Source organism: Skermanella sp. (assembly GCF_059503625.1).
Window position 1 is genome coordinate 24797 of the sequence record NZ_JCACHA010000961.1, and the last position, 25237, is coordinate 50033.

Consider the following 25237-nt stretch of genomic DNA (forward strand, 5'->3'; position numbering starts at 1 on the left):
GCATCCGGCGAGCAGCAGCATGCAGGAGCGGAAAATCAGCGGCGACCTTTTGACCGCCGGAGGGTTTGCTATAAAAGTTCTATGGCCGGTATTTGCGGATCGGCGCCGCGGAGGGAAGAAAGATGAAGGCAATCGTTCTTGGAGATGGCGGCGTTGCACTCGGCGACGCTCCCGTGCCCCAGCCCAAACCGGCGGAGGTCCTGGTCCGCGTCCGCGCCTGCTCCCTGAACCGCGCCGACTTGATCGTGACCAGCGGACGCAGCCATGGCGCCATCGGCGGTCCGGGCACAATTCCGGGTCTCGAATGGGCCGGCGAGGTGATCGAGACGGGTGCCGAGGTTCCATCCGGCATCAAGCCGGGTGACCGGGTGATGTGTACCGGGAGCGGCGGCTATGCAGAATACGCCGTAGCCGACTGGGGGCGCGTCGCCCCGGTCGGCGCCGGGCTGAGCTTCGAGGAAGCCGCTACCCTGCCCCTCGCCCTGCAAACGATGCATGACGCCATCGTTACCAATGGGCGGCTGGGCGCCGGAGAAAGCGTCCTGATCCAGGGCGCCAGTTCCGGCGTCGGGCTGATGGGGCTCCAGATCGCCAAGCTCATGGGGGCCGCCGTCGTGATCGGAACCGCCAGGGATGCCGGGCGGCGGGCGCGGCTTCAGGAATTCGGCGCCGATCTGGCTCTCGATCCTTCCGATCCGGAATGGCCGGAGCACGCACTGAGCGCCACCGGCGGCAAGGGCGTGGATGTCATCGTCGACCATGTTTCGGCGGGCGTCATGAACCAGAACATGCAGGCTGCGGCGGTGCTTGGGCGAATCGTCAATGTCGGCCGGCTCGGTGGTTTCAAGGGCGACTTCGATTTCGATCTGCACGCGCTGAAGCGGATCTCCTATATCGGGGTCACCTTCCGCACCCGCTCGGTCGAGGAGGTGCGGACGATCAACCGGCTGATGCGCGAAGATCTCTGGGATGCCGTAACGGCGGGCCGGCTGCGCCTGCCGATCGACAAGACTTTCCCGCTCGATCAGGCTGCCGATGCGCTTGCCTATATGCGCAGCAACGGGCATTTCGGAAAGATCGTCATGACGGTTTGAGCATGTTCTGCGGGGAATATGCAGGCTTCGGGCAAACCGTTCGTCGGTTCGAGAGCTTGTGGCTATGGGCCGGCAGACGTTAATCCTGATTGTCTCAGACCGATGGCTGACTTCATGCACTGATAATAGCTTTGTCAATATGACCCATAGGCCTGACTAAACTCGCCAGTTACCATCCGAACACACGTCCATATTACTGCGCATCGTGATTGCCGTTATATAGGATGATGTTGTTGTTACTTGGGTCGGATAAGCATCTTTTGGACAGGTGCCGGTGTATAGTCACATATTCCTTTTCCTGCAAAAACTACTCCCTGGGAGATCGTCAACCGCGCCAGCAGCAGTGGTAGAGTCATTTTAGACGACAACTCCTCAGTTTATTTCCATAAGAGGCGGAAATGGGATTTTCAGCTCGCCGGGGCCTGCGGCATTCTTCTGCCCTGCCTTCCGCCCTCGCCCTGCTCCCCCTGGCCGGAAGTTTGCTGGCCGGCTGTGCCGAGACCGGCGCCGGAGAACGGCTGAATGTCTCCCAATCGCCAGATACAGTCTCGATCGCGAGTGCCCCGGTCAGTCACGCAGGCATGAAGTTCGTCCAGCCTGCTTTCGACATGCGGACGGTACAGGCCATCGCCGGGCAGGCCGGAGCGGATGTCTCGTTACTGGAGTCCTCTCCCGAAGTGGAAAGCGATGGCGCCGCAAGGCAAGGGTTCGAGAGTCGGCAGATCGCTGCCCCGACTGCCGTTTCCATCGGTTCGTCCATCGGTGCCGACGACTTGATCCAGTCCCGGACGATGCCGGACTTCACGATGGCCGACCGCGTCGTGGCGCTGCAAACCCAAACGATGCTGGCGGGTCTGGCCTGCGGCAAGGTCTGGGCGGATGTTGCGGCGTTCAAGAGATATGCGGATTTCACCGTCCGGAATTCATCGCTTCTCCGTCGTTCCCAACTGGACGTAGCCGCCCGTCTGGGTGGAGTGGAAGCTTTCGACAAGATGCACACCCGCATTTCCAACGGGGAGTCCAAGCGCCTGATCGAACTGGGAGATTCCGCTTATTGCGCCGAAATGCGAAAGCCGTTCTACGTCGTAGTGGACCTGGACGAGCAACGGCTTGCCGACATGGCGATGGATCACGAAACCGTCATAGCATCGCTGCAATAACAAGGAACCGTCCGGGCCGGAGGTTTCAGAGACGGGAGGAGACGTGCGGACGTTTCCTGCTCCGAGGCTCCGCCCACAGGCCGTCCGGCAATTTGTCGACGACGACTAATCTCGCTCGGTCAGCCAGTAATCGGCCGCAAAAGCGGCTTCCGTCCAAGATCCGTCGTCAGCGCCGCGCTCTCAGCTCGTCAATCAGTGCATCGATCAGGCGGTTAAGCCGCGCCGTTTCTTCCGCATGGGCGCGCCGGGTCTCGCGCAGCTCGTCGAGAAGCCTGTCATAGGCGCCGCGTGAGCCGGTTTCAACATCCGCCGGCTCCTGAATGCTTTCGCCGGCACTTTCCTCGCCGCCGCCGGACAGAGCTTCCGGAGCGGTTGCCGGTTCTTCGTCGGGAGCTTCCGGGCCGCCCTTGCCCTGCCGCCGTTCCCACTCGGCGATGATCTTCTTGAGCCGTGCGGCACTACCGCCGCCCGCGGCATGCTGGAGCGCCGACACCGTCACGGTACCCCAACGGTCATGCGCCTCGTCTGCAAGTCTGAACAACTCGTCGTCGGTCAACCGCCTGCGTGTAGCCATCTTCAATTCCGTTTGTACGATAGCGAGAACAAGTCTATCGCATGACGAGCGATTTTGTTCAGTTCATCCGGGCGAATACATGGTGCTGGAGGACGGGAAGGTGCTCCGGGGCTAGCGCGCAAGGACACGTGCCGCCTCCTTGGTCTTGCCGACCGCCGCCGCGACTTGCCGGATCGACGATCCGATATCGCCGATGTTCCGCGTGATGGAGGAAACGGCGGTGGAAGCACCTTGCATGCTGCGCGACATCTCGCTCGTGACGGCGGTCTGCTCCTCGACGGCGCTGGCGGTCGTAAGTACATAGTCGCGGACCGATTCGATGGACAACCGGATGCCGCCCAAAGCGCCGACGACATCGCCGGAGATCGTCTGGATGCCGTCGATCTCGCCGGAGATCTGGTCGGTCGCCCGGGCGGCCTGATTTGCGAGGTTCTTCACCTCGGTCGCCACGACGGCGAAGCCCCGGCCGGCCTCTCCCGCCCTGGCTGCCTCGATCGTCGCATTGAGCGCCAGCAGGTTGATCTGCCCGGCGATGCTCCTGATGAGGTCGATGATGCCGGTCATCTGGCGGGCAGCGTCGGCAAGGCGCTGGGTCGCGCGATCGGCTGTTTCCGCCTGCCGGCCCGCTTCGTCGGCCGCCGTCCTCGATCTCGCCATGCTCGTGGAAATCTCGAGGGCGGAACTCGCCAGTTCCTCGGCGGCGGCGGCGACGGCCTGCACATTGCCGGAGGTATCGGTGGCGGCGTTCATCGCTGCCGCCGACTGGCCGTCCGACTGCTCCAGCGCTTCGGCTATCTCCCCGAAGTTGTGATCGATCAGCGTCTTCAGATGACCCAGAAGCTCGACCTGCCTTGTGATATCCGTAGCGAACTTGACGACCTTGATGGGCTTGCCGTCGGCATCCAGGATCGGATTGTAGGATGCCTCGATCCAGATCTCGCGCCCATCCTTGGCTATGCGCTTGAACTGAGCGGCTTGGAACTCTCCACGCCGCAGCTTCTCCCAGAACAGCGCATAGTCCGAACCGGATGCCGTGGCCGGATCGACGAACATGCGGTGGTGCCTGCCCTGCACCTCGGCCAGCGTATAGCCCATCAGCGACAGGAAATTTTTGTTCGCGGCGATCACCGTTCCGCCCTGATCGAACTCGATCACCGCCTGGGACTTGCCGATCGCAGCGACCTGTCCCTGGAAATCGGCCTCGCGCGCCTTGCGGATGGTGATGTCGGTCGCGAACTTGACGACCTTGCAGGGCTTGCCACGGGCGTCCAGGATTGGATTGTAGGAAGCTTCGATCCAGATTTCCCGCCCGCCCTTGCCGATGCGCTTGAACTGGGCGGCCTGGAACTCTCCGCGCCGCAGCTTTCCCCATAAATCCAGATACTCTTGGCTGGAGGCCTGAGCCGGTTCGACGAACATGCGATGATGCTTCCCCTGGATCTCGGGCAGCGTGTAACCCACCGTGGACAGAAAATTCCTGTTGGCGTTGATCACGATACCGTCCATGTCGAACTCGATCACTGCCTGGGACATGTCCAGGGCCTTCAGCAAGGCTTCCGCATCGGATGACTTCTTGGAACGAATGAGACCGAACATGTCTGAAACCCTTCGAGTTTTATGATTTTTATCGTTTAATTCAGCGGCTGCCGATTGCCTGGGTGCGGGACTGCGCCGGCCCGGCTTGCTGCGCCAGAAGGAGCCGGTTGACCGCCTCGACCAGGGAGGCAAGCTCGAAGGGCTTCCTTAACGCCATGTCGGCGCCGAAGATGGACGCGGCGGGCAGGAAGTCGAACATCGGATCGCCGCCGCCGGAAATCGCAATGATCCCGATGCCGCGCCCGGTGCGCCGGATGGCGCGGATCAGTTCCAGCCCGTCCATGTCGGGCATCAGGATATCGGTCACGACGACGCTGGGCGTACTCTGTTCGAGAACCGCCAGCGCTTCCTCACCCGTCCGGACCCCCGAAACCGAAAACCCGGCGCGGGTCAGGACCCGCATTACGATGGTGCGGTAGGTCCCATCATCATCGACCACCAGGATTTCCTGCATGATGCCCTCTCGGATTGAACTTAGCGATTTACTTGCATTTGCCATGCCAGCCCGATGTCTTCGCCTCAAAGGCTTTGGATATGCCGTCTATTGAGCAAGGGAGGAGGGCTGCGGGCCTGCCCCAGTCGCATTTCACCATGGCAAATTGCAACGGCGTGCGTTTTTGCGGCCGATCGGGGCTGGATGGAGTGAGTGAAACCGCTTTAAGCGCTTGCCGTTCATACTTGGGAAACTAAGAAAGATAAACGATCGTTTCCGTACTGCACTGCAATTTGGAGGTTGGACTTGCAGAACGCCCGGCTGGTGCTGGTGGTAGAAGACACCCTGAGCCTTGCTCGAATCTATCTGCGCTATCTTGAGCAGGCGGGGGTAGCCGCCCGGCTGGCTGCTTCCCTTGCCGAAGCGCGGGATGCCGTGAAGCGTTTTCAGCCCGATGCCGTGCTGTGCGACCTCCAATTGCCGGACGGCGACGGCATGACGCTGGTCGAGGAGATCCGGCGGGAGGATGCCAGAACAGCCGTCATCGTCATCACGGCGAACAGCTCCATCGAGACGGCGGTGGCCGCCATCCACGCCGGGGCTGACGATTTCCTGACCAAGCCGTTCGACGCGCCACGGCTGGAGACCACGCTGACCAATGCCCTCGACCGGCGCCGGCTGTCGCGCGTGGTCGAGTTGCTGGGCGGCGACGATCTGGGCGGAGACCGGCTTTCGGAGCGGTTCGAGGGCTTCATCGGCGCCGACATGACGATGCGGGCGGTCTACCGCGTCATCGACCTGTCGGCCCGCAGCAGCGCTCCGGTCTTCATCACCGGCGAGAACGGCACCGGCAAGGAACTCTGCGCGGAAGCGATCCACCGCCGCAGCGCGCGCCGCGATGCGCCGCTGATCGCGGTCAATTGCGCGGCGATCCCGCGCGATCTGGTCGAATCCGAGCTGTTCGGCCATGCGCGCGGCGCCTTCACCGGAGCCGTGCGCGACCGGACGGGCTTGGTCGCCCAAGCCGACGGCGGCACGCTTTTCCTGGACGAGGTCTGCGAGATGGAACCCGCGATCCAGGCCAAGCTGCTGCGTTTCGTCCAGACCGGTGCGATCCAGCCGGTCGGCGGCAGCGGCACGGTGCGGATCGACGCGCGCCTGATCTGCGCCACCAACCGGCACCCGCTGGAAGAAGTCCGCGCCGGCCGCTTCCGCGAAGACCTTTACTACCGGCTCCACGTGCTGCCGGTACACCTGCCGCCGCTGAGGGAACGCGGCCGCGACGTGTTGCTGATCGCCCGCCACCTGCTGGCCCGCATCGCGGAGCAGGAGGGAACCGGCAAGCGGGAACTGAGCCCGGATGCGGAAAGCCGCCTGCTGCACGGTACTTGGCCGGGCAATATCCGACAATTGCAGAATGTCCTGCGCGGCGTCGTGGTCCTCAACGACAAGCCCGTCATCACGGCCGAGATGCTGCCGGACGATCTGGGTGGCGAGTCGGCCCAGCCGGGCAACCGTTCCGTCCCGTACCGGGACAAGCCCGGCGTTCCCGACGACGACCGTATCCTGCCCCTGGCGGAAGTCGAGCGCGAAGCTGTCGAGCGGGCGATCCGGCTGTGCGGGGGCAACCTGTCCCAGGCCGCGCAGAAGCTGGGCATCAACGTATCGACGATCCACCGCAAGCGGCGGCTTTGGTTGGCCGATGCCGAAGCGTAGCGACTGCTACCGCCCGCTGCCTTCAATTCCATACGTCTCCAGGATGCGTCCGAGCGATCCATCCGCCTCCAGCCGGTCGATCACCTCGTCCACCGCCTTGACGGTCGCGAAGTCCGAACGGCGTAAGGCTATCGCCGCCTGATAGTCCAGGGCCGGATCGACCGTCACACCCCTGACGACATCGACCGGCGACCCCGGGGAGTTCTTGCGGTACCAGCCAAGGCCCTGAAGGGAAACGACGCCGGCATCGGCCTCGCCGGCAGCAACCGCGTCAAGTATATCGGCGTCGCTGGTGAAGCGGACCCAGACGGGAATAACCCGGCTGTTGAGGACATAGTGCGCCCAGGAACCGCTGGGTACGGCGACATGGCGGGTGCGGAGATCGTCCAGATCCCGGATCTCGCTTCGCACGGCGCCCGCGGCCAGGACGAAGCGGACATCCATGTAAGGCCGTGTCAGCAGTCTCGGGAACCGCCGCGTGGCCGGAGCGGTTTCCGCCGCCCGCCGTTCGTCCGCATCCTCGGGAAGGCTGGCCGCCGACATGAAGGCGTCGCAGTGGGTCCGGCCGGCGTATTCCTTGCTCTTGATCCAGGTGATCCTGAAGCCGAGACCAAGTTCCCGCGCGATCCGCTCGCCCAGTTCTAGCTGGAAACCGGGACGACCGGCAGCCCGGCTGGAAGAGGGCAAGGCATCCGGCGCGGCGCAGACTTCCAGATACCCGGCCTTCCGCATCTCCTCCAGGGTCCCGGCGAGGGCTTGGAAGGGAGTCGAGGTCGCGGCAATCAAGGAAAGCACCGCTGGCAGGACGGATTGGAAGCATTTCATGGCTTCTGCTCCGGCATCGTCCGCAGCGACAGGATATAGGCCGCAAGCTCCCATATCTCCTCCTCGCTGAGCGTGCTTTTCCAAGGCGGCATGACCAGCGCCCCGCGCTTCCTGCCGTTGGAGATCACGGTGAAAAGCGCCGCGGGCGTCAGGTCGTTCCGCCGCTGCAAGGTGGCGCCCTTGCCGCCCGTGCCGGCATAGCCGTGACAGTAGACGCAACTCTGGTTGAAACGTGTCGCGCCCTTCCCGATGGTATCGGACGATTCCAGATTGACGGTCGGAGCAGGATCGGCCGCACCGGACACTGCGGGAGATGCGACGAGCAAAACAGCCGTCACGATGCCGGCAATGCGGCGCCGGACCTTGGGCTGGGCCTTGGTATCAGGAATGCGCATGATGATCGTTTCCGCCGAATTGACAAGCAGGTGATCCGGGCTGCCCGGTCCATGACCCGGCAGCCCGCATTTCACCGGTCGATCTTCAAACCCGCCGGTATCAGTCCAGGGCGAAGACGACCATCGTAGCGCCGCCCTGCAACTCCTTGACGCGCGGGAACACGCTGGCCATGAACCCCGGAGCCAGCGAGCCCCAGCCGCTCGGGACCGCAAGGTACTGCTTGCCGTTGACGGCATAGCTGACAAGGCCGCTGCGGATGCCGGACCCTACCCGGAACTGCCACAGCACCGATCCGTCATCCGCGTCATAGGCCCTGACGATGCCTTCCGGGTCGCCGTTGAAGACCAGCCCACCGCCCGTGGTCAGGACGCTGCCCAGACCCGGCAGCGGGTAATCGACCGTCCACTTGCGTTCGCCGGTAACGGGATCGCGGGCATCCAGGCGGGCGCTGGCCTTGCGGCCGGGGGGCGGGACCGCCTCCAGCTTGTCGACGCCAAGGTAGAGCCCGGCGATGCCGAGCTTGGACGGGTCCTGCTTGCCGGGAACCGCGATCTCGCAGACTTCCATCGCGTTCGTGTACCACAGGCCGGTCTTCGGATTGAAAGCTCCGTGGTTCCAGCTTCGGGTGCCCAGCAGATAGGGGCAGACGATGTTCTCCTTGCCGAACTCCAGCGGCCGGCGGTCGATCAGTTCTCCCGTTCTGGGATCGATGGACTTGACGAAGTTGTACGTCTCGCTGAGCGGCCAGACATTGACCAGAGCGCCGGTCGCCTTCTCCATCACGAAGACGAAACCGCTCTTGTTGAGGTGGACGATCAACTCGCGCCCGTCCCTCTCGACCACCAGCGCCTCGTAGGCGCTGTCATAGTCCCAGGTATCGTGCGGGATCTCCTGGCGGTGCCATTTCAGCTTGCCGGTCTTGGGATCGAGCGCCAGCAGCGTTGCGGTGTAAAGGTTGTCGCCCTTCCGCCCGTCGCCGTAGAAGTCGGGTGCGGCATTGCTGGTGCCGATGAACAGCGTATCGGATACGGGATCGTAGGTTCCCGGCAGCCACGCTCCGCCGCCGCCGACATCGCCGGTATCTCCCGGCCAGCTCGCTTCGCTGGCGTTGATCGTGTCGAAGGTCCAGGCCGGCTCGCCGGTCGCGGCATTGACCGCGAAGATCTTGCCCCGCTGCGGCTGGTCGCCGCCCGTCGTGCCGCCGACCAGGACATTGCCGGCCAGGACGGGCGGGGACGAGAACAAGCAGCCGGAACACTTGGACTGATCGACCAGACGGGTGGACCAGACCTCCTTGCCGGACTCCTGATCGACGGCGACGAAACGCCCGTCCATCGTCCCGACATAGACCTTGCCGTTGCCGACGGTGACGCCCCTGCTGGCCGACGCGTAGAAGCTCTCATAGGCGAGCGGGTCGATCTGCGGCTGGTAATGCCAGACTTGCTCGCCAGTCGCGGCGTTGAGCGCGAAGACGTTGTTATTGGGCGCGATGTAGTACATGACGCCGCCGACGACGATGGGCGTCGCCTGCAAGCCCATCGTGATGTCGCCCGGCTGGTGCAGCCAGGCGACCTTGAGGTTCTTGACGGTCGTCTTGTTGATCTGGTCGAGCGGGCTGTAGCGCCATGCGTTGGAGGTGCGGTGGTACTGCGGCCAATCGTTCGGGTTCTCGCTCCCGGCGGCCGCTGTAGACGTTTGGGCAGGTGCAGGCGTGACGTACCCGCCGATCAGGGCGAGGGCGAGCATCCAGACACCCGGATTGAGAATGCCTGCCCGAGAGCCAGTCTTTCCGTCCAGCTTCATGTGTTCCTCCCGATAGGATCGCGTTTTTTGCTCGTTGGCTGGCGGCGCTTCGCACCGCTCACGATCGCATCGGGTAAATTGCAATCCCGGTGCCAGCGCTGGAGGAGTGCTGGCAGACAAGATATGGCGGATTTCCGCCGGCCGGCCCACTAGCGGGCCGGTCCGCCTGACACACTTGGCGCAGGAGCCGGCCTCACATGTCGCAGTCGGCCCGCCCTCTCCGCACCGTGACGACTATGCCTGCTGGTCCAGGAAGCCGGTCAGTTGCGCCATGAACTTATCGGCGTCCTCCATCAGGAAGAAGTGGCTGCAACCCTCGAAGATGACCGTCTGCGAGTTGGAGATGCGCTCGGCCATCCACTGCGTTGCGGTCGGTGAACAGATCGGGTCCTGGCCGCCTCCCATGATCAGCGTCGGACACGAGATCTCACCCAGGCGGTCGAGCGTGTCGTGCTCGAGGCAGGCGTGGTTTTGGCGGATATAGCATTCCGGCAGGCGCGTTTCGCCGCCGATCAGGTCGATGATTTTGTCGATGCGTTCGGGTTTGCTGTTGTAGAACCGCCAGCCGACGAAGTTCTGGATCGAGTGCAGGGCATGGTCGCGCCAGTCGTGCCGCCATTCCAGCACCTCCCGCATGTTGGTCAGCACCCGATGGCCCAGCGGGTCCAATCGGGCGAAGGAAGCGCAAAGCACCAGCGACCGGACCAGTTCGGGCCGCTTCAGGGCGATGTGCTGTGCGATAGCCCCGCCCATCGACCGGCCGACGATATGCGCGCGATCGATGCCGAGACGCTCCATCAGGCCGATGGCATCCGCCGCCAGATCCTCGGTGCTGACCGCCTCGTCCATCTGGGTGCTTCGGCCGGCACCTCGGTTGTCGAAGACGACGACACGGTAGCGGTCGCGCAGTTCCGCCACCTGCGGCAACCAAGCGGTGTGATCTCCTGCCAGACCGTGGATCATCACCACGGCGGGTCCGGAGCCCTCCTCCAGATAGTGGATGTCGTAGCGGCCGATGCGAGCGACAGGCATGAAGCGTTCTTCCCGGTTGGTTATGGATCAGACGGCCCGCATGCGGGCGCCGGCCTCAAGGCCAAGGAAACCGGAGATCGCCCTTACGAACCCGTCAGGATCCTGGACCATCGGGGCATGGCCCAGCCCGGGCAGTTCGACCAGTTCGGCGCCCGGGATCGCCTTCGCCAGTTCTTGCGACATCGGGGGCGGCGTCGCGGCGTCCAGGCTGCCGACCAGGACCAGCGTCCTGTTCCTGATGGAGCCGATGGAGTCCTTGAGGTCGAGAGCGGCCAGCGCTTCGCAGGCCTGCGCGAACAGCACGGGATCGGTCTTGACCAGCGCCGCCCGGCGCTCGGCGATGACATCGGGGTTGGCCTCGATGAAGGCGTCGGGGAACAGTCGCTTCATCGCGATATCGACGACGCCCTCCATCCCATGCTCGCGGACGCGTCCGGCCATGGCGTGGAACGCCGCCTTGCTGGCATCGGAGAACTCGACCCCGGTGTCGGCCAGCACCAGCCGGTCGAACCGATGTCCGTGGCGTATCGCCAGCGTGCTGGCGACGAAACCGCCGAAACCGTTGCCGAGAACGTCGGTGTCCGGGCCGAGGTCCAAGGCCGGGAACAGCTCGGCCAGCCGGTCGGCGAAGCCCTCGATGGCCGAACCGGCGGACGACGAGCCGCCGAAGCCCGGCAGGTCGGGAACCACGACGCGGCGTCCCGACGCCAGCGCCGGCACGACCCGGTCGAAGACCGAACGGTCGGCAAGCAGCGAGTGCAGCAGCAGCAAAGGCTTGCCCGTGCCCTGTTCCACGGCGTCCAGGGTGCCGCCGTTGACGTTGATCTGAGACATGGGTTCCCTCAATAGATCCCCAGGAGTTTTTCCAGGAGTTGTTCGTTGGAGCGGATCGTCGAGACCGGTCCGCTATGGGCGACGCGCCCGCTGTTCAGGATGACGACATCGTCGGCGATATCGGTGGCGAGCGCGGTGTTCTGCTCGACCAGGACGATGGCAAGGCCGCTGCGCTTGAGGTCGACCAGGACACGCGCGACCTCCTGGATGATCTGCGGCGCCAGCCCTTCCGACGGCTCGTCCAGCAGCAGCAGGCGGGGATTGGTCATCAGCGCCCTGCATATCGCCAGCATCTGCTGCTCGCCGCCGGACAGCGAGCCGGCGAACTGCTTCTCGCGCTCCTTCAGCCGTGGGAAGGCCTCGTACACGTGCCCCAGGGTCCACCCCGGCCGGCCATCGCCCTGCCCCTTGGCGGAAGTCCGGGCAGCCACCGTCAGGTTCTCGCGCACCGTCAGCGTCGGGAAGATGCGCCGGCCCTGCGGCACCAAGCCGATGCCCTTGAACGATAATGCCTCGGGGCTCAGTCCCGCGATGGGTTCGCCGAACAGACGCATCTCACGCGCCCTGGACCGTACGAAGCCGATGATCGAGCCGATGCAGGTGCTCTTGCCGGCACCGTTCCGTCCGAGCAGGCCCAGGACGCGGCCGGCGCCGACGCTGAACGAGACGTCGTGAAGGACGTGGCTGTCGCCGTAGAAGGAATCGAGCCCGTCGAGGACGAGGGCATCAGTGGCCAAGATAGACCTCCCTGGTCTTGGGATCGGCGACGACTTCCGCTCGGGTGCCCTCGACCACGATCTGGCCGCGCTGAAGAACCGTGATGCGGTCCGCGAAGGCCAACGCCACGTCCATGTCGTGTTCGATCATGACGATGGTCACGTCGCGCGGAATGCGCTCCAGCAGGCGTTGGACCTCGAGCCGTTCGTCGGCGGACAGGCCGGCGAGCGGCTCGTCGAGCAGCAGGATCTTCGGGTCCTGGGCCAGCGCCATGGCGATTTCGAGCCGGCGGCGTTCGCCATAGCTGGTCTCCAGCACGGGACGGTCGGCGGCATGGCCCAGTCCGACAAGGCTCAGGACCTCGCGGGCGCGCTCCCACAACGCGCTCTCCGCACCCAGGTCGGCGAACGGGTTCCAGCGGCGCTTGCGCAGGCCCAGCAGGGACAGTACGACGTTGTGGGCCAGCGTCTGCTTGGCGAACAGGGTGATGATCTGGTAGGTGCGGGCGACGCCGCACTGGGTGCGCTGATCGGTCCGCAGTTTCGTCACGTCCCGGCCGAACAGGCTGATCGTTCCCGAACTCGGCTTGAGATCGCCGGCGATCAGGTTGAACAGCGTCGTCTTGCCGGCGCCGTTGGGGCCGAGCAGAAGCCGCCGCTCGCCCGCTTCGACCTTGAGGGTGACGTTCTGGACCGCGGGCAGGCCGCCGAAGAAGCGGTTGAGGCCGGCTATCTCAAGGACTGCGGTATTCATGCCGACCTCTTGCCCAGGGTTGGCGGCAGCGCCGCAGCGTCAGGTTCCGTGTTTTTCACGGCTGTCCGCCGGGTGTTCCTGAACCGGCGGATCAGCCGCGACACGCCCGGCACCAGTCCGTCCGGCATGAACAGCACGATGGCGACGAAGACGGCGCCCAGCAGCATCATCCAGCGGGCGATGTAGGCGCTCGCCATGTTCTTGAGGATCACGACCAGTGCTGCGCCGACCACAGGTCCGAACAGCGTCCCCGCCCCGCCGGCGATGACCATCAGCAAGGTTTCGGCTGAGGTCGTCAGGTGCAGGACATGTGGGCTGACGAACTGGTGATAATAGGCGTAGAGCAGCCCGGCGACGGCGCCCCAGAACCCGGCATAAACGAAGCTCAGCAATTGGATCAGTCGGACATTATAACCGAGTGCCGACATGCGGCGCGGCTGGTCGCGCGTCCCCTGGAGGCTCTGGCCGAACGGCGAATGCATGAAGCGGTGGATCGCGAACAACGCCAGCCCGAAGACCACGAGCGCGAAGTAGTAGAATGCGGCCGGATCGGCCAGATCGATGCCGAACGGCTGCGGCCGCGTAAAGCCGCCGAGCCCGTTGTCGCCGCCGGTCAGGCTGACCCAGCGATAGGCGATGCCCCACAGGATCTGTCCGAGTGCCAGCGTGATCATCAGGAAGCCGAGACCGGAGGCCCGCAGCGCCAGCAGCGCCAGCAGGCCGAACAGCAAAGCCATAGCGGTCGTTCCGGCAAGGGCCATCGCGGCACCCGCCAGATAGCCGAACCCGGCATGGGCGCTCAGGTAGACCGTGAAATAGGCCGCCGTCCCGGCATAGGCCGCGTGCCCCAGCGAAGTCAGACCGCCGAACCCGACCAGGATGTTGAGGCTGGAAGCCAGGATCGCGGCGATCAGGATCTGGCTGCAAAGATTGACGTAGTAGGCGGAATCGATGACCTGCGGCAGCAGGATCAGCACGGCGCCGAATGCCGCGACCCAGAGCAGGGACGGTTTCATACTGTTCTCCTTCCCATCAGGCCGCGCGGCCGGAGCGTCAGCACCAGCACCATGGGCAGGAACAGGATCACGTACGCCAGGTCGGGCAGCAGGGCCTGACCGTAGCTGTAGATGAAGCCGATGATGAAGCTGCCGACGAACGCGCCGCCCAGGCTGCCGACGCCGCCCAGGATCACCACCACCACCACCAGCGCCAGCGCCAGGGGCAGCATGTCGCTGTCGAGGCCGGGATAGACCGACAGGATCGGTCCGGCCAGCACTCCGCCGGCCCCCGCCAGCGCGGCGCCCAGGCAGAAGACGACGGTGAATAGGACGGACGTCCGGATGCCCATGGCTCGGGCCATGTCCATGTCGTCCACCCCGGCCCGGATCATGGCGCCCAGGCGCGTCCGTTCCATCAGCAGCCACAGGGCCAGTCCCAGTGCGCAGGCGACGGCGACCACGAACAGGCGGTATTTGGGGAAGACGAAGCCCTGGAAGCGGAAGACCCCCTCGAATCCCGACGGCACCGGCCGGGGATCGCCGGTCCATAGCCAGATGCAAGCGTCGGCGATGATGAAGGCAATGCCGAGCGTCACGAGCACCTGTTGCAGGGGCCGGCCGGCGAGCCTGCGCAGGATCAACCGTTCGACCAGCCCGCCCAGCAGCGCTACCGTCGCTCCACCGGCCAGCACGCCGGCCCAGAAGCCGTAGCCCCGGTCGATGCAGGTTAGGCCGACATAGGCGCCCAGCATGAAGTAGGCGCCGTGCGACAGGTTCGCGACCCGCATCAGCCCGAAGATCAGGGAGAATCCCGCGGAGAGAATGAACAGGAGGGCACCGAGCGCCAGCCCGTTCAATCCCTGCATGACGTAAAAATGCATGACGCGTCCTCACGGCCCCGATGGGGCCTTGATCCGGGATTACTTCTTCGCCGGCTGGTAGTCGCGCGAGTAGACGGGCTGCGCCAGGAACTCCTTTTGGTCATAGGTCCAGAACTGGCTGGTCGCGGGATAGGTCTTGACCACCGTGTTCTGAAGGCGCCCGTCCTTCTTCTCGACCTTGCGGATCGTGACGTCCATCACCGGCTGGCCCAGATCGTCGATCGAGACCTTGCCGTAGGGACCGCTGTCGATGCTGACGGAGCGGAGCGCCTTCATCAGCGCCTCGCGGTCCTCGACATTGCCGCCGACCTTCTCCAGCGCATTGTTCAGGAACTGGCAGGCCATATAGGCGCCGACGGTATAGTAGCCGGGATCGGCACCGTACTGCTTGCGCACCGCCTCGGTGAATTCCTTGTTGCCCGGATTGCTGTTCGCGGCGCTGTACCAGCCGGCGGAGATGACGCCGACCGCCTCGTCGCCCATGCTCTTCAGCACGCCCTCGTCCACCGTCGTCATGGCGCCCAGGACGGGCGTCGTCATGCCGTAGTTGTTGTACTGCTGGAGGAACTTGATGCCGTTGCCGCCCGCGAACGCCGCGAATACGGCATCCACGTCGGGCTCGATCTGGGAAATATAGGAACCATAATCCGGCGTATTGAGCGGCGACCAGAGCTTCTGGACGACCTTCCCGCCGTTCTCCTCGAAGGTGCGCTGGAAGCCCGACGCAATCTCGTGGCCGAAGGCGAAGTCGTCGGCGATCACCGCGATCTTCTTATAGCCCAGTTCCTTGGCGGCATATTCGCCGAAGGGATGGTAGGGCTGGGCCGAGGTGCCGACGGCCCGCACGAACCAGGGATTAGGTTTGCGCTGGGTCATGTCCTCGGCGGCGGCGGAAGGAGAGATCGTCGGGATTTTCGCCTGCCGGATATAATCGTCGATCGCCAGCGCCTCGAAGGCGGCCAGTGGTCCGATCAGCACGTCCACGCCGTTCCGCTCCACCAGTTCCTGCGCCTTGGTCTTGGTGACGGCCGGCTGCCCGGCGGTGTCGGCCGTTATCACCTCAACCGCGCGGCCGGCCATCTTGCCGCCGTGCTGGTCGACGCACAGCTTCAGCCCTTCCTCCATCTGTCGGCCGCCGGCACTCAACGCGCCGGAGCGGACGGTCATGAAACCGACCTTGATCGGATCGGTCTGCGCCGACGCGGCGCCGGGCAGCAACGAGGACAGGAATACCGTGGATAACAGGGCAGCCGACAGAGTCTTGCCGCGATGCAGCATATCACATCCTCCCTTTTGTCTTGCCGTCGGAACATCACGGCACAGTGTTTTTGTTTATCAGACGATCTCACTGGATCGATCTTTCTGTCAACTGCATAACCGATCTCGCACCGATAATAAGCAGAAAACCCAACGATGACGGGGATCTTTATCCTCTCAGAAGCTCCATTCCAGATTTGATAAACAGAGTTTTTGCGTTGACGTGAGATATCACGGCTGTCAAAATAATGTTACTGGATCGTGGATCGGTTGACTGAAATGCTGCGGGAAGAGATTTACGCAACGCTGCGGAGTGAGATTCTGACCTGTGCGCTGGCGCCGGGGATCGAACTGCGCGAGCAGGAACTGGCGGTCCGGTTCGAGGTCAGCAAATCCCCTGTCCGCGAAGCATTGCAGCAACTGGTCCGCGAAGGATTGGTCGCCGTCATGCCGCGGCAGGGCTATCGAGTATCGCCGGTATCGGTGTCGGACGCGCACGACATGTTCGCGTTCCGCCAAGTTCTGGAACTCGCCTGCGTGGCGGAAGCCAGCCGCAATGCTACGGACCAGCAACTGGCCGATCTCGACCGTTTCAGGACGTTCTCGGACGAGGACGCTTCCGCCTTCATCACCTACAACAAGGACTTTCATTGCCAGTTGGCGCGCTGTTCCGGCAATAGCCGCTTGAGCAAGGCGACCTGCGACCTGATCGAGGAAATGGACCGGGTCGTCCGGCTCAGCGTCAATACGATCAGGGGACGCAACCCGCAGAAGCTCGTCGCGGAGCACTGCGCGATCATCGACGCCGTGCAGGAACGCAACGCCAAACTGGCGGTCAACCTTCTCAAGTCCCACACCCAGGCTGCCGAGAAGCGCCTGATCTCCGCCCTGGAATGGGCCGCCGTGCTGGCCTGAGAAAACGAAGTCGAAACGCACGTCCAAGCAATAGAAAACGGTACCCTGGGGAGTGAACATGAGCCTCGCTGACGCCATAAAGTCCAAGAGCAGCGTCGAGACCCACGGTCTCTATATCGGCGGCGGGGAAGTCGCCGCCTCCAACCCTGAGCTGATCGACGTCCTCAATCCCGCCACCGGCAAGTTGATCGCCCGCATTGCCCATGCAACCGTCGAAGACGTCGACCGGGCGGTCCGGAACTCCCGTGCCGCCTTCCGGAGCAAGGAATGGTCGGGCATGGACGTCCGCACCCGCGCCCGGCTGGTCAACAAGCTGGCCGATGCCTTCGAGGCCAACCTTGAGGAGCTTTATCATCTCGAAACGATGAACAACGGCCGGCCGCTCAACGAGACCAGGGCCCAGCTGCGCCGCCTGCCCGACTTCTTCCGATACAACTCCGGCCTGGCGCTGTCCCGCCGCGACGCCGTCATCCCAGTGGAGGGCGACTACCTGAACTACACGCGGCGCACGCCGATCGGCGTGGTCGGCAACTGCACGCCGTTCAACCATCCGCTGATGATCATGTGCAAGAGCTTGGCGCCGGTGTTCGCGTCCGGCTGCGTCACCGTGGTCAAGCCGTCCGAGTACACGCCTCTCACCACCCTGGCGCTCGCCCGCATCTTCACCGAGGCGGGGCTGCCCGACGGCGTGTTCAACATCGTCACGGGGCTGGGTCCCACGACCGGCAAGGCGCTGTGCGACCATCCCGACCTCAACAAGATCGTCCTGACGGGCGGCACCGAGGCCGGACAGTATGCAGGCAGTCAGGCCGGACGCCACTTCGCCCATGCGACGCTCGAACTGGGGGGCAAGACCCCGGTCATCGTGTTCCCCGACTTCGACCTTGAGCAAGCCGTCAACTACGCCGCCTTCGGCGCCTTCATCGGGGCCGGCCAGACCTGCGTCTGCGGCAGCCGGCATATCGTCCACCGCGACATCTACGACGACTTCGTCGCCGGATTGGCGGCCAAGGCCAAGTCGATCCGGATCGGGGATCCGACCGATCCGTCCACCCAGCTCGGTCCGGTGATCTCGGAACGTCAGCGCCAGCGGGTCCTCAAATACGTCCAGTTCGGCCATGAGGACGGCGCCCGCCTGGTCGCCGGCGGCAGGATACCGGAGCATCTGGCCGACCGGGGCTTCTTCGTCGAGCCGACGGTGTTCGCCGACGTGAAGCCGGAAACCCGGATCTTCCAGGAAGAGGTGTTCGGGCCGTTCACCTCGGTAACGCCGTTCTCGAGCGAGGAGGAGGCGATCGAGCTTGCCAACAACTCGCCCTTCGGGCTGGCGGCCGCGATCCGCACCCGCGATATCGCCCGTGCCCACCGGGTCGCGGCGAAGGTGGAGGCGGGCATCGTGTGGATCAACGACCATCACCGGTTGGACCCCGCCTCGCCCTGGGGTGGCGTCAAGCTCTCGGGTGCCGGCCGCGAGTTCGGCCCGGAGTCCTTCGACGATCACTTCGACGTCAAGAGCGTCATGGTCAATCTGGGCGACAAGCCGTTCGACTGGTATCAGGATACCGCAGGTCAGTCCCGATTGAACTGACCGGCACCGGGGGGAGGCAGGCGGCGGTACTCACCCGGCGGGCCGGAGTCCGTCGGCGGCCGGTAATCGGGAGGCGGACGAACCGCCGGCCGCTGCGGCTGGACAGGCGGCTGATATGACGGCGGCGAGGTCAGGTCGGGAAGCGACCGGGGTGCCGGCGGCGGGCGCACGGTGGGCGGCCGGATCGGAGCCAGCCCCCGGCTTGGGCCGGTTCCGCGCTGCTGTGCCAGCACGGACGAAGCATCGGCTGCTACCCTATGGACGGGCGATGCGGGCGCCGGGGACGACGACAGCATCGGCAGAACGAGGGCGACGGCGGCGAGAAGCTGGCTCATCCTGCCCTCATTCCGTGGCGCCTCTGGCGGAAGACCAGGAAGGCGAACGCAAGTCCGATCAGCGCCCCGCAGGAATTGACCGCGAAATCGGCCCAATCCGGCTGCCTGCCCGGCGAGAATGCCTGGAGCAGTTCGAGAAGGCCGCCGAAGCCGACGGCGGCTCCCAGAAGGATGCCTAGACCGATCCGGTGCGACCAGCCCAGCGCCATCAGCAGCATCAGGACCGTATAGGCGGCAAGATGGTCCACCTTGTCGCTCAGCCCCGACTGAATCGCCGGCCCCTGGGCCGACAGCGATGCGAAAGCGATCACGACGGCAGCACAGACGGCGGCTGCCCGTACCAGCAAGACATTGGGCGTACGAAGAAGAATATTGTCGACATGGGTCATGCTCCTTCATGCCGCCCGGCAGCCGGAAGTTCCACGGCGCGGCCGGGTTACCGGCTGGAGCAGGCGGCTTCCCCCTCATCTCCGGCTCTCGCGCCCCGCCACACCCGCCAATGCGAGCACGGCGATGATGACAACGCCCTGGATGATCTCCTGGGTGCCGCCGGGCAACCCGGCGATCTGCATAGTCGTCACGATCAGCACCAGCAGGACGGAACCGCACAGCGTCCCGAACGCGGTGGCGCAGCCGCCGAAGATCAACGTGCCGCCCAGCACGACGGCTCCCACCGATTGGAGCAGGAAAGGGCTGCCCATGTCGAGAAAGGCGCCGCCGGCCCGCGCAGACAGCAGGGCGCCGGTCAGCCCCGCCGCGGCTCCGCTGACGAGGAACGCGATGGCGATCACCCGGCTCGCCGGGACACCGGCCAGTTCCGCCGCGCGCCGGTTCTGCCCGACGGCGGACAACGCGCGCCCGAAAACGGTACGGCTGAGCACGAAGGCGGCGAGCGCGGTCGCCGCCAGGGCCGCCAGCACGATCACCGGAACGCCGGCCACCTTGCCAGTCGCGAACCATGCGAGCATGGGGCTGACCCGGTAGGTGGAGAAGGACCGGTTCGCCAGCAGGGTCGCGGTCGCCAGGACGTAGCCGGTCGCAAGGGTCGCGATCATCGCGGGGATGCGCAGCGCCAGCACGAGGAAGGCATTGACTGCCCCTACTCCCAATCCGACCGCCGCAACCGCGCCAAGCCCCAGCGCCAGCCGCGCATCGGACCCATCGACGATGTTGACCGACAGGAAGGCGGACAGGGTGATGACGCTGGGGATCGACAGGTCGATGTTGCCCCGGCCGGTCGTCACCACGATCATCTGACCGAGCGACGGGAACAGCAGGAAGGCGGCGGAAGCCGCGACGCCCGACAGGCTTTGAAGGCTGAAGCGGGACGTCAGCACGCTGAGAACCAGCCACAGGATGGCGATGCCGGCGAGCGACCAGATCCAGCGCCGCGTCTCGACCCACTGGAAGAACGAGGGAGCGGGCCGGTATGCGGGAAGCGCCGTCATTCCGCACCGTCCTCCCGCCGCTCGATCAGGGTCCGCAGACCCAGGATGGCGATCAGCAGCAATCCCTGGACGGCGGCGTTGTAGTCCGTGCTGACGCCGAGAAAGCTGAGCAGCGATCCGATCAGCGAGAGGGTCACGGCTCCCGCCGTAACCCCCATCGCCGTGACGGTACCACCCAGCAGATGGCATCCGCCGATCACCACGGCGGCGATGCTAAGCAGCGTGAAGCCGCCGCCGGCGTTGATGTCGCTGGCCGTCGTGATCGCGGTCAGGGACAATCCCGCGACCGTCGCGAAGAGACCGGCGACGACGTAGCGCAGCACCGTATACCGGAGCGGAGACCATCCGCCCTGCTCCAGGGCGGCCGCGTTGTTGCCGAAACCCCGCAGCACGACGCCGGTGCGCGAACGGTTGACGGCGACGCCGCACAGGCCAGCCATCAGGATCAGCAGCAGCGAGGTCGGAAGGCCAGGGATCTGCCAGTTCACCGCCGCCATCAGCCAGTCCGGCGCCATGCCGCCCGGAGCGGACTGGAGCGTGTAGCCGCACCCGAGCCAGATGAAGCTGGCGCCCAGCGTCACGACGATGGCGGGAATCCGGCGCCGTTCGATCAGGGCGCCGACCACAGCGTAGCCGCCGAGCCCGGCGGCCAGCAGGACGACTCCCAGGCTGGGCTGCCCGGTCAGAACAGTGGCGCTGACCACGTTGACCAGACCGGCGAACGCGCCGATGCCAAGGTCTATCTGACTTCCCCCGACGACGAACATCTGAGCCAGCGCGATCAGGACCAGCGGAACCGCCGAACTGAGCAGCAGGTCGATGCCGAACAGGCTGGCAGCCGCGGGGTTGAGCGCAGCCAGGGCGGAGCAGACCAGCAGGAGGCCGATCAATGGGATCGCGTGGTTCAGGAGGCCGGCGGTGCTGTGTCTGCGTTCCACCGGAGCGGCGTTCCCGCCGCGGCCGTCCCGCCCGCTCTCCTCCTTCTCATGGAGGAAGGCGGTATCGACGATGCTCTCCTCCGAGATATCGGCGCCTAGCAGTTCGCGGACGATGGCTCCCTTGTGGAAGACGAGGACGCGGGTGCATTGCAGAAGCTCGATGTCCTCGGTGCTGTACCAGATCACCGCGACTCCGGCATCCGCGCTCTGCCGCACGACACGGTAGAAATCATGCTTGGAGGCGACGTCGACCCCGCGCGTCGGATCGTCGAGAAGCAGCAGGTCGGACCGGCGCGCCAGGGCGCGGGCGACCAGCGCCTTCTGCTGGTTGCCGCCGCTGAGCTGAAGCACGTTGGAGGACAGGCGTGCGGGATCGAGACGCAGACGTTCGGCCCAGTGCTTGGCGGTCTCCGCCTCTTCCTCCCTCGCCACCAGGGATGCCAGCGGCTTGCCGGCCAGCGCGCCGATGCCGATGTTGGACAGCACCGACCACTGCGGCAGCACGCCGTCGCGCTGGCGGTCGCCGGACACGAAGCCGGCACCGGGATGGGCGGCTCGGATGGCGTGCAGGCGCGCGCGCTGGCCGCTGCCTTCCAGACCGGCGAAGCCGACGATGTCGCCGGCATGCAGGACGACTTCCCGTCCGAGCGGTGCCGTGAGCGCGCCGCCGAGCCGCAGGATCTCGCGGGCAGGTGCCTGCGGGTTGCGAGTACCGGCGCTGGCGGCAGCCGTGCCGGTTCCGCCTCCCATCAATTCCACCAGGGAATGGACGGTAAAGTCCCGGGCGCTGCCCTCCCGCGCGATGCGGCCGTTGCGCATGACGACGACGCGGGTCGCGATCTCCAGCACCTCGCGAAGCTTATGGCTGATGAAGATGAAGGAGATGCCTTGTGCGGCACGGCGGCCGACATAGTCCCTGAGCTGGGCTGCCCGTGCGGCATCCAGCGACGAAGTCGGCTCGTCCAGGATCAGCAGCTTCAGCTTGGGATCGCTGGCGGCGCGGGCGATCTCGACCATCTGACGCTGGCCGAGCGGAAGTCCGGCAAGGACGGCACCCGGATCGATGCCGCTGCCGGGAAACACGGCATCGATCCCGGCCTGTGCGAACCGGCGGTAGCGGGCGCGCCAGAACGGCGAGAGGGTACCGTGCGCCGGTTCCTCCAGATAGAAGTTCTCCGACACGGTCAGGTTGGTGCAGAGCGACAGTTCCTGATAGACGATGCGGATGCCGGAACGCCGGGCGGCGGCGGGGGACCAGTCCCGGAACGGAACCGGCCGGCCGTCCAGCGTGAGCGTTCCGCTATCCGGCGCGGTCACGCCGCACAGGATGCGCATCAGCGTGCTCTTGCCGGCGCCGTTCGCCCCGACGAGGCCGATAACCTCGCCGGGGCGGACCGACAGGGTGACGTCGTCGTTGGCAAGCGTTGGACCGAAGGTCCGGGTTATCCGGTCGAGGGCCGCCACCGGGAGGCTTGCGCTTGCCGGTGGCGGAGTCTCCAGGGTTTCGACCGGCATGCGGGATACGGCTTCGGCCATCAGCGATGCCTACTGCTTGGCCGGGGACTGGAGAAGCGTCCGCTGCACCCATTCCTGGCTGAAGGATGGGCTGACGATGGTGCCGGACGGCATCTTCAGGTACTCGTCCAGGTTCTTTTCGTCCACGACCGCGACCGGCATCGTCATCTTCTGCGGCGGCTTGGCGCCCTTGGCGATTTCATACGAGAGCCAGAAGGCGGCGCCGCCGATGCCGGGCGTCGTGTTCATCGAGATGGTGGAGTAGCCGTTCTTCCTCCGCCGCTCGCTCCACCACTGGATGAAGTTCGAGCTGCCGCCGCCGCTGATGATCGGCATGGCGTCGGCGTAAGCGCCGCCGTACTGCTCGAACGCCTGGGCGATGCCGAAGTCGTCGCCGCCGCCCTGCCCCAGCACGGCATCGACATGCGGCAGGCTCGGCAGCACGTTGGCGACCGCCGACTGGGCGACCGAGGTGGTCGCCTGCCCGTAGACCGTCGCGACCGTCTTGATCTCGGGGAACTGCTTCAGCGCCTCGATCTGGCCGTTGTACATCTCGTTGTCGGGCGCCGAGCCCTTGACGCCGCGAACGACGATGATGTTGCCCTTGCCGTTCAGGCGCTTGGCGATCTCCCGCGCCATGTCGCCCTGGTACTTGGCGAAATCGAAGCCCAGCGTATAGGCGCAGGGGGCCGAGACGATGCTGTCGAAGGCGAGGACCTTGATGCCGGCTTGGCAAGCCTTCTGGATCGTTCCGTTGAGCGCCGTTTCCGACGCGGCGTTGATGGCGATGACATCGACCTTGCGCAGGATCAGGTCGGCCATCTGGCTCATCTGCTGGTTGGTCGTGCCGTCGCCGTTGACGACGATGAAGTCCTGGATCTTGCCGTCCTTCTTGGCTTGGCCGGCGGCTTCCTCGAAGCTTTCGACCATCTGGTGGCGCCAGGTATTGCCGTAGTAGGAGTTGGACAGCGCGATCACCGGGCTTTCCGGCGACGCCTGGGCGGTGTTCGGAGCTGCGGCGAGCGAGAACAGCAGGGTTGCCGCCAAGGCGGCGAAGATCACGCGATTCCGGGATTTCGATGGATTCTGCACGGCGCTTCCCTCCCACTGGTTGATGCCACGGCTTTTTCCGCCGGTTTGTTCGCACCGGCTTTGTTGTGGAACAATCATCATACCAGTTGGCTCGGGAAGCAAGATGCTTTGTGCGGGGAAAACATGCGCCCTTCCTTAGACGAACCCGCCGATATGGACCCCGTGGCCGGCAAGCCGGATGTCCTCGCCGCCGTTCCGGAAGGTCGCCGGCTTCCCTGACAGATTGAAGACGCAGAGGATCTCGGAGCCCTGGTGCCGCCGGACGAAAGCCAGCACTTCGCCCGGTTCCGGTGAGGCGTTGCCGAGAAAGGAGATGTCGCCCTTGACCAGCGCCGGATGCTTGGCGCGGAAGCGCAGCAGGCGCCGGTAGTAGTTCAGAATGGAACCCGCATCGGTGTCCTGGGCATTCACGGCACGGCCGAGATGGGCGGCGGATACCGGCAGCCACGGTCGTCCCCTGGTGAATCCGCCGGCCGGCGAGCCGCAGTCCCAGACCATCGGCGTCCGGCAGCCGTCACGGCCCTTGAACTCGGGCCAGAGGCGGAGGCCATAGGGATCGACTAGGTCCTCGTACGCCAGTTCGGCCTCGTGCAGGCCCAGTTCCTCGCCCTGGTACAGGCAGACGGAGCCTCTCAGCGACAGCAGGAGCGCCGCGGTGAGCTTGGCGAAACTCAAGTCATCGGACGCGGCATGCGACCGCCACCGGCTGACATGGCGCACCACGTCATGGTTGGAAAAGGCCCAGCACGGCCAGCCGTCGACGGCGACCTCCTCGAAGCGGGCGATGTGGGAGCGGAAGTGATCCGCCGTGAAGGCCGCACCGAGGAAGTCGAAGGTATAGGCCATGTTCAGCTTGTCGCCGCCGCCGGTATACTCCGCCATCAGGTCGAGCGAGCGGGGACCCTGGCCGATCTCGCCGACCGTCGCCGATCCGGGATAGAGGTCCAGCAGGGCGCGCAGCCGCCGGAGGAAGCCCGGCGTCTCCGGGCGGTTCTTGTCGTAGCGGTGGTCCTGCCAATGATATGCCTCGATCCGCTTGTAGTCCGGGACGGCAGGATCGGGCGGGTTGGAGCGCAACGCGGCGTCGTGGAAGTAGAAGTTGGTGGTGTCCAGGCGGAAACCGTCGACGCCCCGGTCCAGCCAGAACTTGACGGTGTCGAGCAGGGCACCGACGGTTTCCTCGTTGTGGAAGTTCAGGTCGGGCTGCTCGGTCAGGAAATTGTGCAGGTAATACTGCCGGCGGCGGGAATCCCACTGCCACGAACTGCCGCCGAACACCGACAGCCAGTTGTTGGGCGGACTGCCGTCGGGCTGCGGGTCGCTCCAGACATACCAGT

At 65.2% G+C, this 25237-nt stretch carries 24 protein-coding genes; 5 read left to right on the forward strand and 19 right to left on the reverse strand.

Annotated elements, in window-relative coordinates:
* The first annotated feature begins 122 nt into the window (after positions 1-122).
* Entirely contained in the window at positions 123-1094 is a 972-nt protein-coding gene (locus AC5JJ6_RS35215; RefSeq protein ID WP_496046501.1) for a zinc-binding dehydrogenase, read from the forward strand.
* A 398-nt stretch (positions 1095-1492) separates the two neighbouring features.
* The gene (locus tag AC5JJ6_RS35220; RefSeq protein WP_496046502.1) at positions 1493-2254 is read left to right on the forward strand and encodes a hypothetical protein; all 762 of its coding nucleotides are present in this window, start codon (positions 1493-1495) and stop codon (positions 2252-2254) included.
* A 166-nt stretch (positions 2255-2420) separates the two neighbouring features.
* On the opposite strand, the gene AC5JJ6_RS35225 is transcribed toward AC5JJ6_RS35220, so the two are convergent.
* From AC5JJ6_RS35225 to AC5JJ6_RS35235, 3 genes are all read right to left on the reverse strand, one after another.
* The gene (locus AC5JJ6_RS35225; RefSeq protein WP_496046503.1) at positions 2421-2828 is read right to left on the reverse strand and encodes a DNA-binding protein; all 408 of its coding nucleotides are present in this window, start codon (positions 2826-2828) and stop codon (positions 2421-2423) included.
* 111 nt (positions 2829-2939) lie between these two features.
* Entirely contained in the window at positions 2940-4424 is a 1485-nt protein-coding gene (locus AC5JJ6_RS35230; protein ID WP_496046504.1) for a methyl-accepting chemotaxis protein, read from the reverse strand.
* 40 nt (positions 4425-4464) lie between these two features.
* Entirely contained in the window at positions 4465-4878 is a 414-nt protein-coding gene (locus AC5JJ6_RS35235; RefSeq protein WP_496046505.1) for a response regulator, read from the reverse strand.
* Positions 4879-5163: 285 nt separating this feature from the next.
* On the opposite strand from AC5JJ6_RS35235, the gene AC5JJ6_RS35240 reads away from it, so the two are divergent.
* Positions 5164-6573: a sigma-54-dependent transcriptional regulator gene (locus AC5JJ6_RS35240; RefSeq protein ID WP_496046506.1), complete on the forward strand. Its 1410-nt coding sequence runs from the start codon at positions 5164-5166 to the stop codon at positions 6571-6573.
* Positions 6574-6579: 6 nt separating this feature from the next.
* Here the strand turns inward: AC5JJ6_RS35240 and AC5JJ6_RS35245 are convergent, their stop codons facing one another.
* From AC5JJ6_RS35245 to AC5JJ6_RS35290, 10 genes are all read right to left on the reverse strand, one after another.
* Positions 6580-7398 (reverse strand): substrate-binding periplasmic protein, encoded by an 819-nt coding sequence (locus AC5JJ6_RS35245; protein ID WP_496046507.1) that lies wholly within the window; start codon positions 7396-7398, stop codon positions 6580-6582.
* The gene (locus tag AC5JJ6_RS35250; protein ID WP_496046508.1) at positions 7395-7793 is read right to left on the reverse strand and encodes a c-type cytochrome; all 399 of its coding nucleotides are present in this window, start codon (positions 7791-7793) and stop codon (positions 7395-7397) included. The genes AC5JJ6_RS35245 and AC5JJ6_RS35250 overlap by 4 nt, the downstream gene beginning before the upstream one ends.
* Positions 7794-7893: 100 nt before the next feature.
* Positions 7894-9597 (reverse strand): pyrroloquinoline quinone-dependent dehydrogenase, encoded by a 1704-nt coding sequence (locus AC5JJ6_RS35255; protein ID WP_496046509.1) that lies wholly within the window; start codon positions 9595-9597, stop codon positions 7894-7896.
* A gap of 234 nt (positions 9598-9831) precedes the next feature.
* On the reverse strand, positions 9832-10629 hold the full coding sequence (locus AC5JJ6_RS35260; protein WP_496046510.1) for an alpha/beta fold hydrolase: 798 nt from the start codon (positions 10627-10629) through the stop codon (positions 9832-9834).
* 27 nt (positions 10630-10656) lie between these two features.
* Positions 10657-11463, reverse strand: a complete 807-nt coding sequence (locus AC5JJ6_RS35265; protein WP_496046511.1) for an alpha/beta fold hydrolase — start codon at positions 11461-11463, stop codon at positions 10657-10659.
* 8 nt (positions 11464-11471) lie between these two features.
* Positions 11472-12200, reverse strand: a complete 729-nt coding sequence (locus AC5JJ6_RS35270; RefSeq protein ID WP_496046512.1) for an ABC transporter ATP-binding protein — start codon at positions 12198-12200, stop codon at positions 11472-11474.
* Positions 12190-12933: an ABC transporter ATP-binding protein gene (locus AC5JJ6_RS35275; RefSeq protein ID WP_496046513.1), complete on the reverse strand. Its 744-nt coding sequence runs from the start codon at positions 12931-12933 to the stop codon at positions 12190-12192. The genes AC5JJ6_RS35270 and AC5JJ6_RS35275 overlap by 11 nt, the downstream gene beginning before the upstream one ends.
* Positions 12930-13949 (reverse strand): branched-chain amino acid ABC transporter permease, encoded by a 1020-nt coding sequence (locus AC5JJ6_RS35280; RefSeq protein WP_496046514.1) that lies wholly within the window; start codon positions 13947-13949, stop codon positions 12930-12932. Before AC5JJ6_RS35280 ends, AC5JJ6_RS35275 begins: the two co-directional genes overlap by 4 nt.
* Positions 13946-14812, reverse strand: a complete 867-nt coding sequence (locus AC5JJ6_RS35285) for a branched-chain amino acid ABC transporter permease (RefSeq protein WP_496046515.1) — start codon at positions 14810-14812, stop codon at positions 13946-13948. The genes AC5JJ6_RS35280 and AC5JJ6_RS35285 overlap by 4 nt, the downstream gene beginning before the upstream one ends.
* Before the next feature lie 39 nt (positions 14813-14851).
* A complete protein-coding gene (locus tag AC5JJ6_RS35290; RefSeq protein WP_496046516.1) occupies positions 14852-16090 on the reverse strand; it encodes an ABC transporter substrate-binding protein in 1239 nt (412 codons plus the stop codon).
* Positions 16091-16348: 258 nt separating this feature from the next.
* Between AC5JJ6_RS35290 and AC5JJ6_RS35295 the strand changes: the two genes are divergently transcribed.
* Positions 16349-16984, forward strand: a complete 636-nt coding sequence (locus AC5JJ6_RS35295; protein WP_496046524.1) for a GntR family transcriptional regulator — start codon at positions 16349-16351, stop codon at positions 16982-16984.
* Between the two features lie 58 nt (positions 16985-17042).
* On the forward strand, positions 17043-18572 hold the full coding sequence (locus AC5JJ6_RS35300) for an aldehyde dehydrogenase (protein WP_496046517.1): 1530 nt from the start codon (positions 17043-17045) through the stop codon (positions 18570-18572).
* Here the strand turns inward: AC5JJ6_RS35300 and AC5JJ6_RS35305 are convergent.
* The 6 genes from AC5JJ6_RS35305 to AC5JJ6_RS35330 all read right to left on the reverse strand — a co-directional run.
* Positions 18554-18907 (reverse strand): hypothetical protein, encoded by a 354-nt coding sequence (locus AC5JJ6_RS35305; protein ID WP_496046518.1) that lies wholly within the window; start codon positions 18905-18907, stop codon positions 18554-18556. The genes AC5JJ6_RS35300 and AC5JJ6_RS35305 overlap by 19 nt on opposite strands.
* A complete protein-coding gene (locus AC5JJ6_RS35310; RefSeq protein WP_496046519.1) occupies positions 18904-19296 on the reverse strand; it encodes a VanZ family protein in 393 nt (130 codons plus the stop codon). The genes AC5JJ6_RS35305 and AC5JJ6_RS35310 overlap by 4 nt, the downstream gene beginning before the upstream one ends.
* A gap of 75 nt (positions 19297-19371) precedes the next feature.
* Positions 19372-20355, reverse strand: coding sequence for an ABC transporter permease (locus tag AC5JJ6_RS35315; protein ID WP_496046520.1), 984 nt, complete (start codon positions 20353-20355; stop codon positions 19372-19374).
* Positions 20352-22829, reverse strand: coding sequence for an ATP-binding cassette domain-containing protein (locus AC5JJ6_RS35320; RefSeq protein ID WP_496046521.1), 2478 nt, complete (start codon positions 22827-22829; stop codon positions 20352-20354). Before AC5JJ6_RS35320 ends, AC5JJ6_RS35315 begins: the two co-directional genes overlap by 4 nt.
* Before the next feature lie 9 nt (positions 22830-22838).
* Positions 22839-23900 carry an ABC transporter substrate-binding protein gene (locus AC5JJ6_RS35325; protein WP_496046522.1) on the reverse strand — a complete coding sequence of 354 codons (1062 nt, stop codon included), beginning with the start codon at positions 23898-23900 and terminating at the stop codon, positions 22839-22841.
* Between the two features lie 135 nt (positions 23901-24035).
* A partial coding sequence (locus AC5JJ6_RS35330; RefSeq protein WP_496046523.1) for an alpha-amylase family glycosyl hydrolase occupies positions 24036-25237 on the reverse strand: 1202 nt, incomplete at its 5' end.

What these genes read in the sequence shown, in the direction of transcription:
- AC5JJ6_RS35215 (WP_496046501.1), top strand. Translation starts at nt 123, where the DNA reads ATGAAGGCAATCGTTCTTGGAGATGGCGGCGTTGCACTCGGCGACGCT.
- AC5JJ6_RS35220 (WP_496046502.1), top strand. Translation starts at nt 1,493, where the DNA reads ATGGGATTTTCAGCTCGCCGGGGCCTGCGGCATTCTTCTGCCCTGCCT.
- AC5JJ6_RS35225 (WP_496046503.1), bottom strand. Translation starts at nt 2,828, where the DNA reads ATGGCTACACGCAGGCGGTTGACCGACGACGAGTTGTTCAGACTTGCA.
- AC5JJ6_RS35230 (WP_496046504.1), bottom strand. Translation starts at nt 4,424, where the DNA reads ATGTTCGGTCTCATTCGTTCCAAGAAGTCATCCGATGCGGAAGCCTTG.
- AC5JJ6_RS35235 (WP_496046505.1), bottom strand. Translation starts at nt 4,878, where the DNA reads ATGCAGGAAATCCTGGTGGTCGATGATGATGGGACCTACCGCACCATC.
- AC5JJ6_RS35245 (WP_496046507.1), bottom strand. Translation starts at nt 7,398, where the DNA reads ATGAAATGCTTCCAATCCGTCCTGCCAGCGGTGCTTTCCTTGATTGCC.
- AC5JJ6_RS35250 (WP_496046508.1), bottom strand. Translation starts at nt 7,793, where the DNA reads ATGCGCATTCCTGATACCAAGGCCCAGCCCAAGGTCCGGCGCCGCATT.
- AC5JJ6_RS35255 (WP_496046509.1), bottom strand. Translation starts at nt 9,597, where the DNA reads ATGAAGCTGGACGGAAAGACTGGCTCTCGGGCAGGCATTCTCAATCCG.
- AC5JJ6_RS35260 (WP_496046510.1), bottom strand. Translation starts at nt 10,629, where the DNA reads ATGCCTGTCGCTCGCATCGGCCGCTACGACATCCACTATCTGGAGGAG.
- AC5JJ6_RS35265 (WP_496046511.1), bottom strand. Translation starts at nt 11,463, where the DNA reads ATGTCTCAGATCAACGTCAACGGCGGCACCCTGGACGCCGTGGAACAG.
- AC5JJ6_RS35275 (WP_496046513.1), bottom strand. Translation starts at nt 12,933, where the DNA reads ATGAATACCGCAGTCCTTGAGATAGCCGGCCTCAACCGCTTCTTCGGC.
- AC5JJ6_RS35280 (WP_496046514.1), bottom strand. Translation starts at nt 13,949, where the DNA reads ATGAAACCGTCCCTGCTCTGGGTCGCGGCATTCGGCGCCGTGCTGATC.
- AC5JJ6_RS35285 (WP_496046515.1), bottom strand. Translation starts at nt 14,812, where the DNA reads ATGCATTTTTACGTCATGCAGGGATTGAACGGGCTGGCGCTCGGTGCC.
- AC5JJ6_RS35290 (WP_496046516.1), bottom strand. Translation starts at nt 16,090, where the DNA reads ATGCTGCATCGCGGCAAGACTCTGTCGGCTGCCCTGTTATCCACGGTA.
- AC5JJ6_RS35295 (WP_496046524.1), top strand. Translation starts at nt 16,349, where the DNA reads ATGCTGCGGGAAGAGATTTACGCAACGCTGCGGAGTGAGATTCTGACC.
- AC5JJ6_RS35300 (WP_496046517.1), top strand. Translation starts at nt 17,043, where the DNA reads ATGAGCCTCGCTGACGCCATAAAGTCCAAGAGCAGCGTCGAGACCCAC.
- AC5JJ6_RS35305 (WP_496046518.1), bottom strand. Translation starts at nt 18,907, where the DNA reads ATGAGCCAGCTTCTCGCCGCCGTCGCCCTCGTTCTGCCGATGCTGTCG.
- AC5JJ6_RS35310 (WP_496046519.1), bottom strand. Translation starts at nt 19,296, where the DNA reads ATGACCCATGTCGACAATATTCTTCTTCGTACGCCCAATGTCTTGCTG.
- AC5JJ6_RS35315 (WP_496046520.1), bottom strand. Translation starts at nt 20,355, where the DNA reads ATGACGGCGCTTCCCGCATACCGGCCCGCTCCCTCGTTCTTCCAGTGG.
- AC5JJ6_RS35320 (WP_496046521.1), bottom strand. Translation starts at nt 22,829, where the DNA reads ATGGCCGAAGCCGTATCCCGCATGCCGGTCGAAACCCTGGAGACTCCG.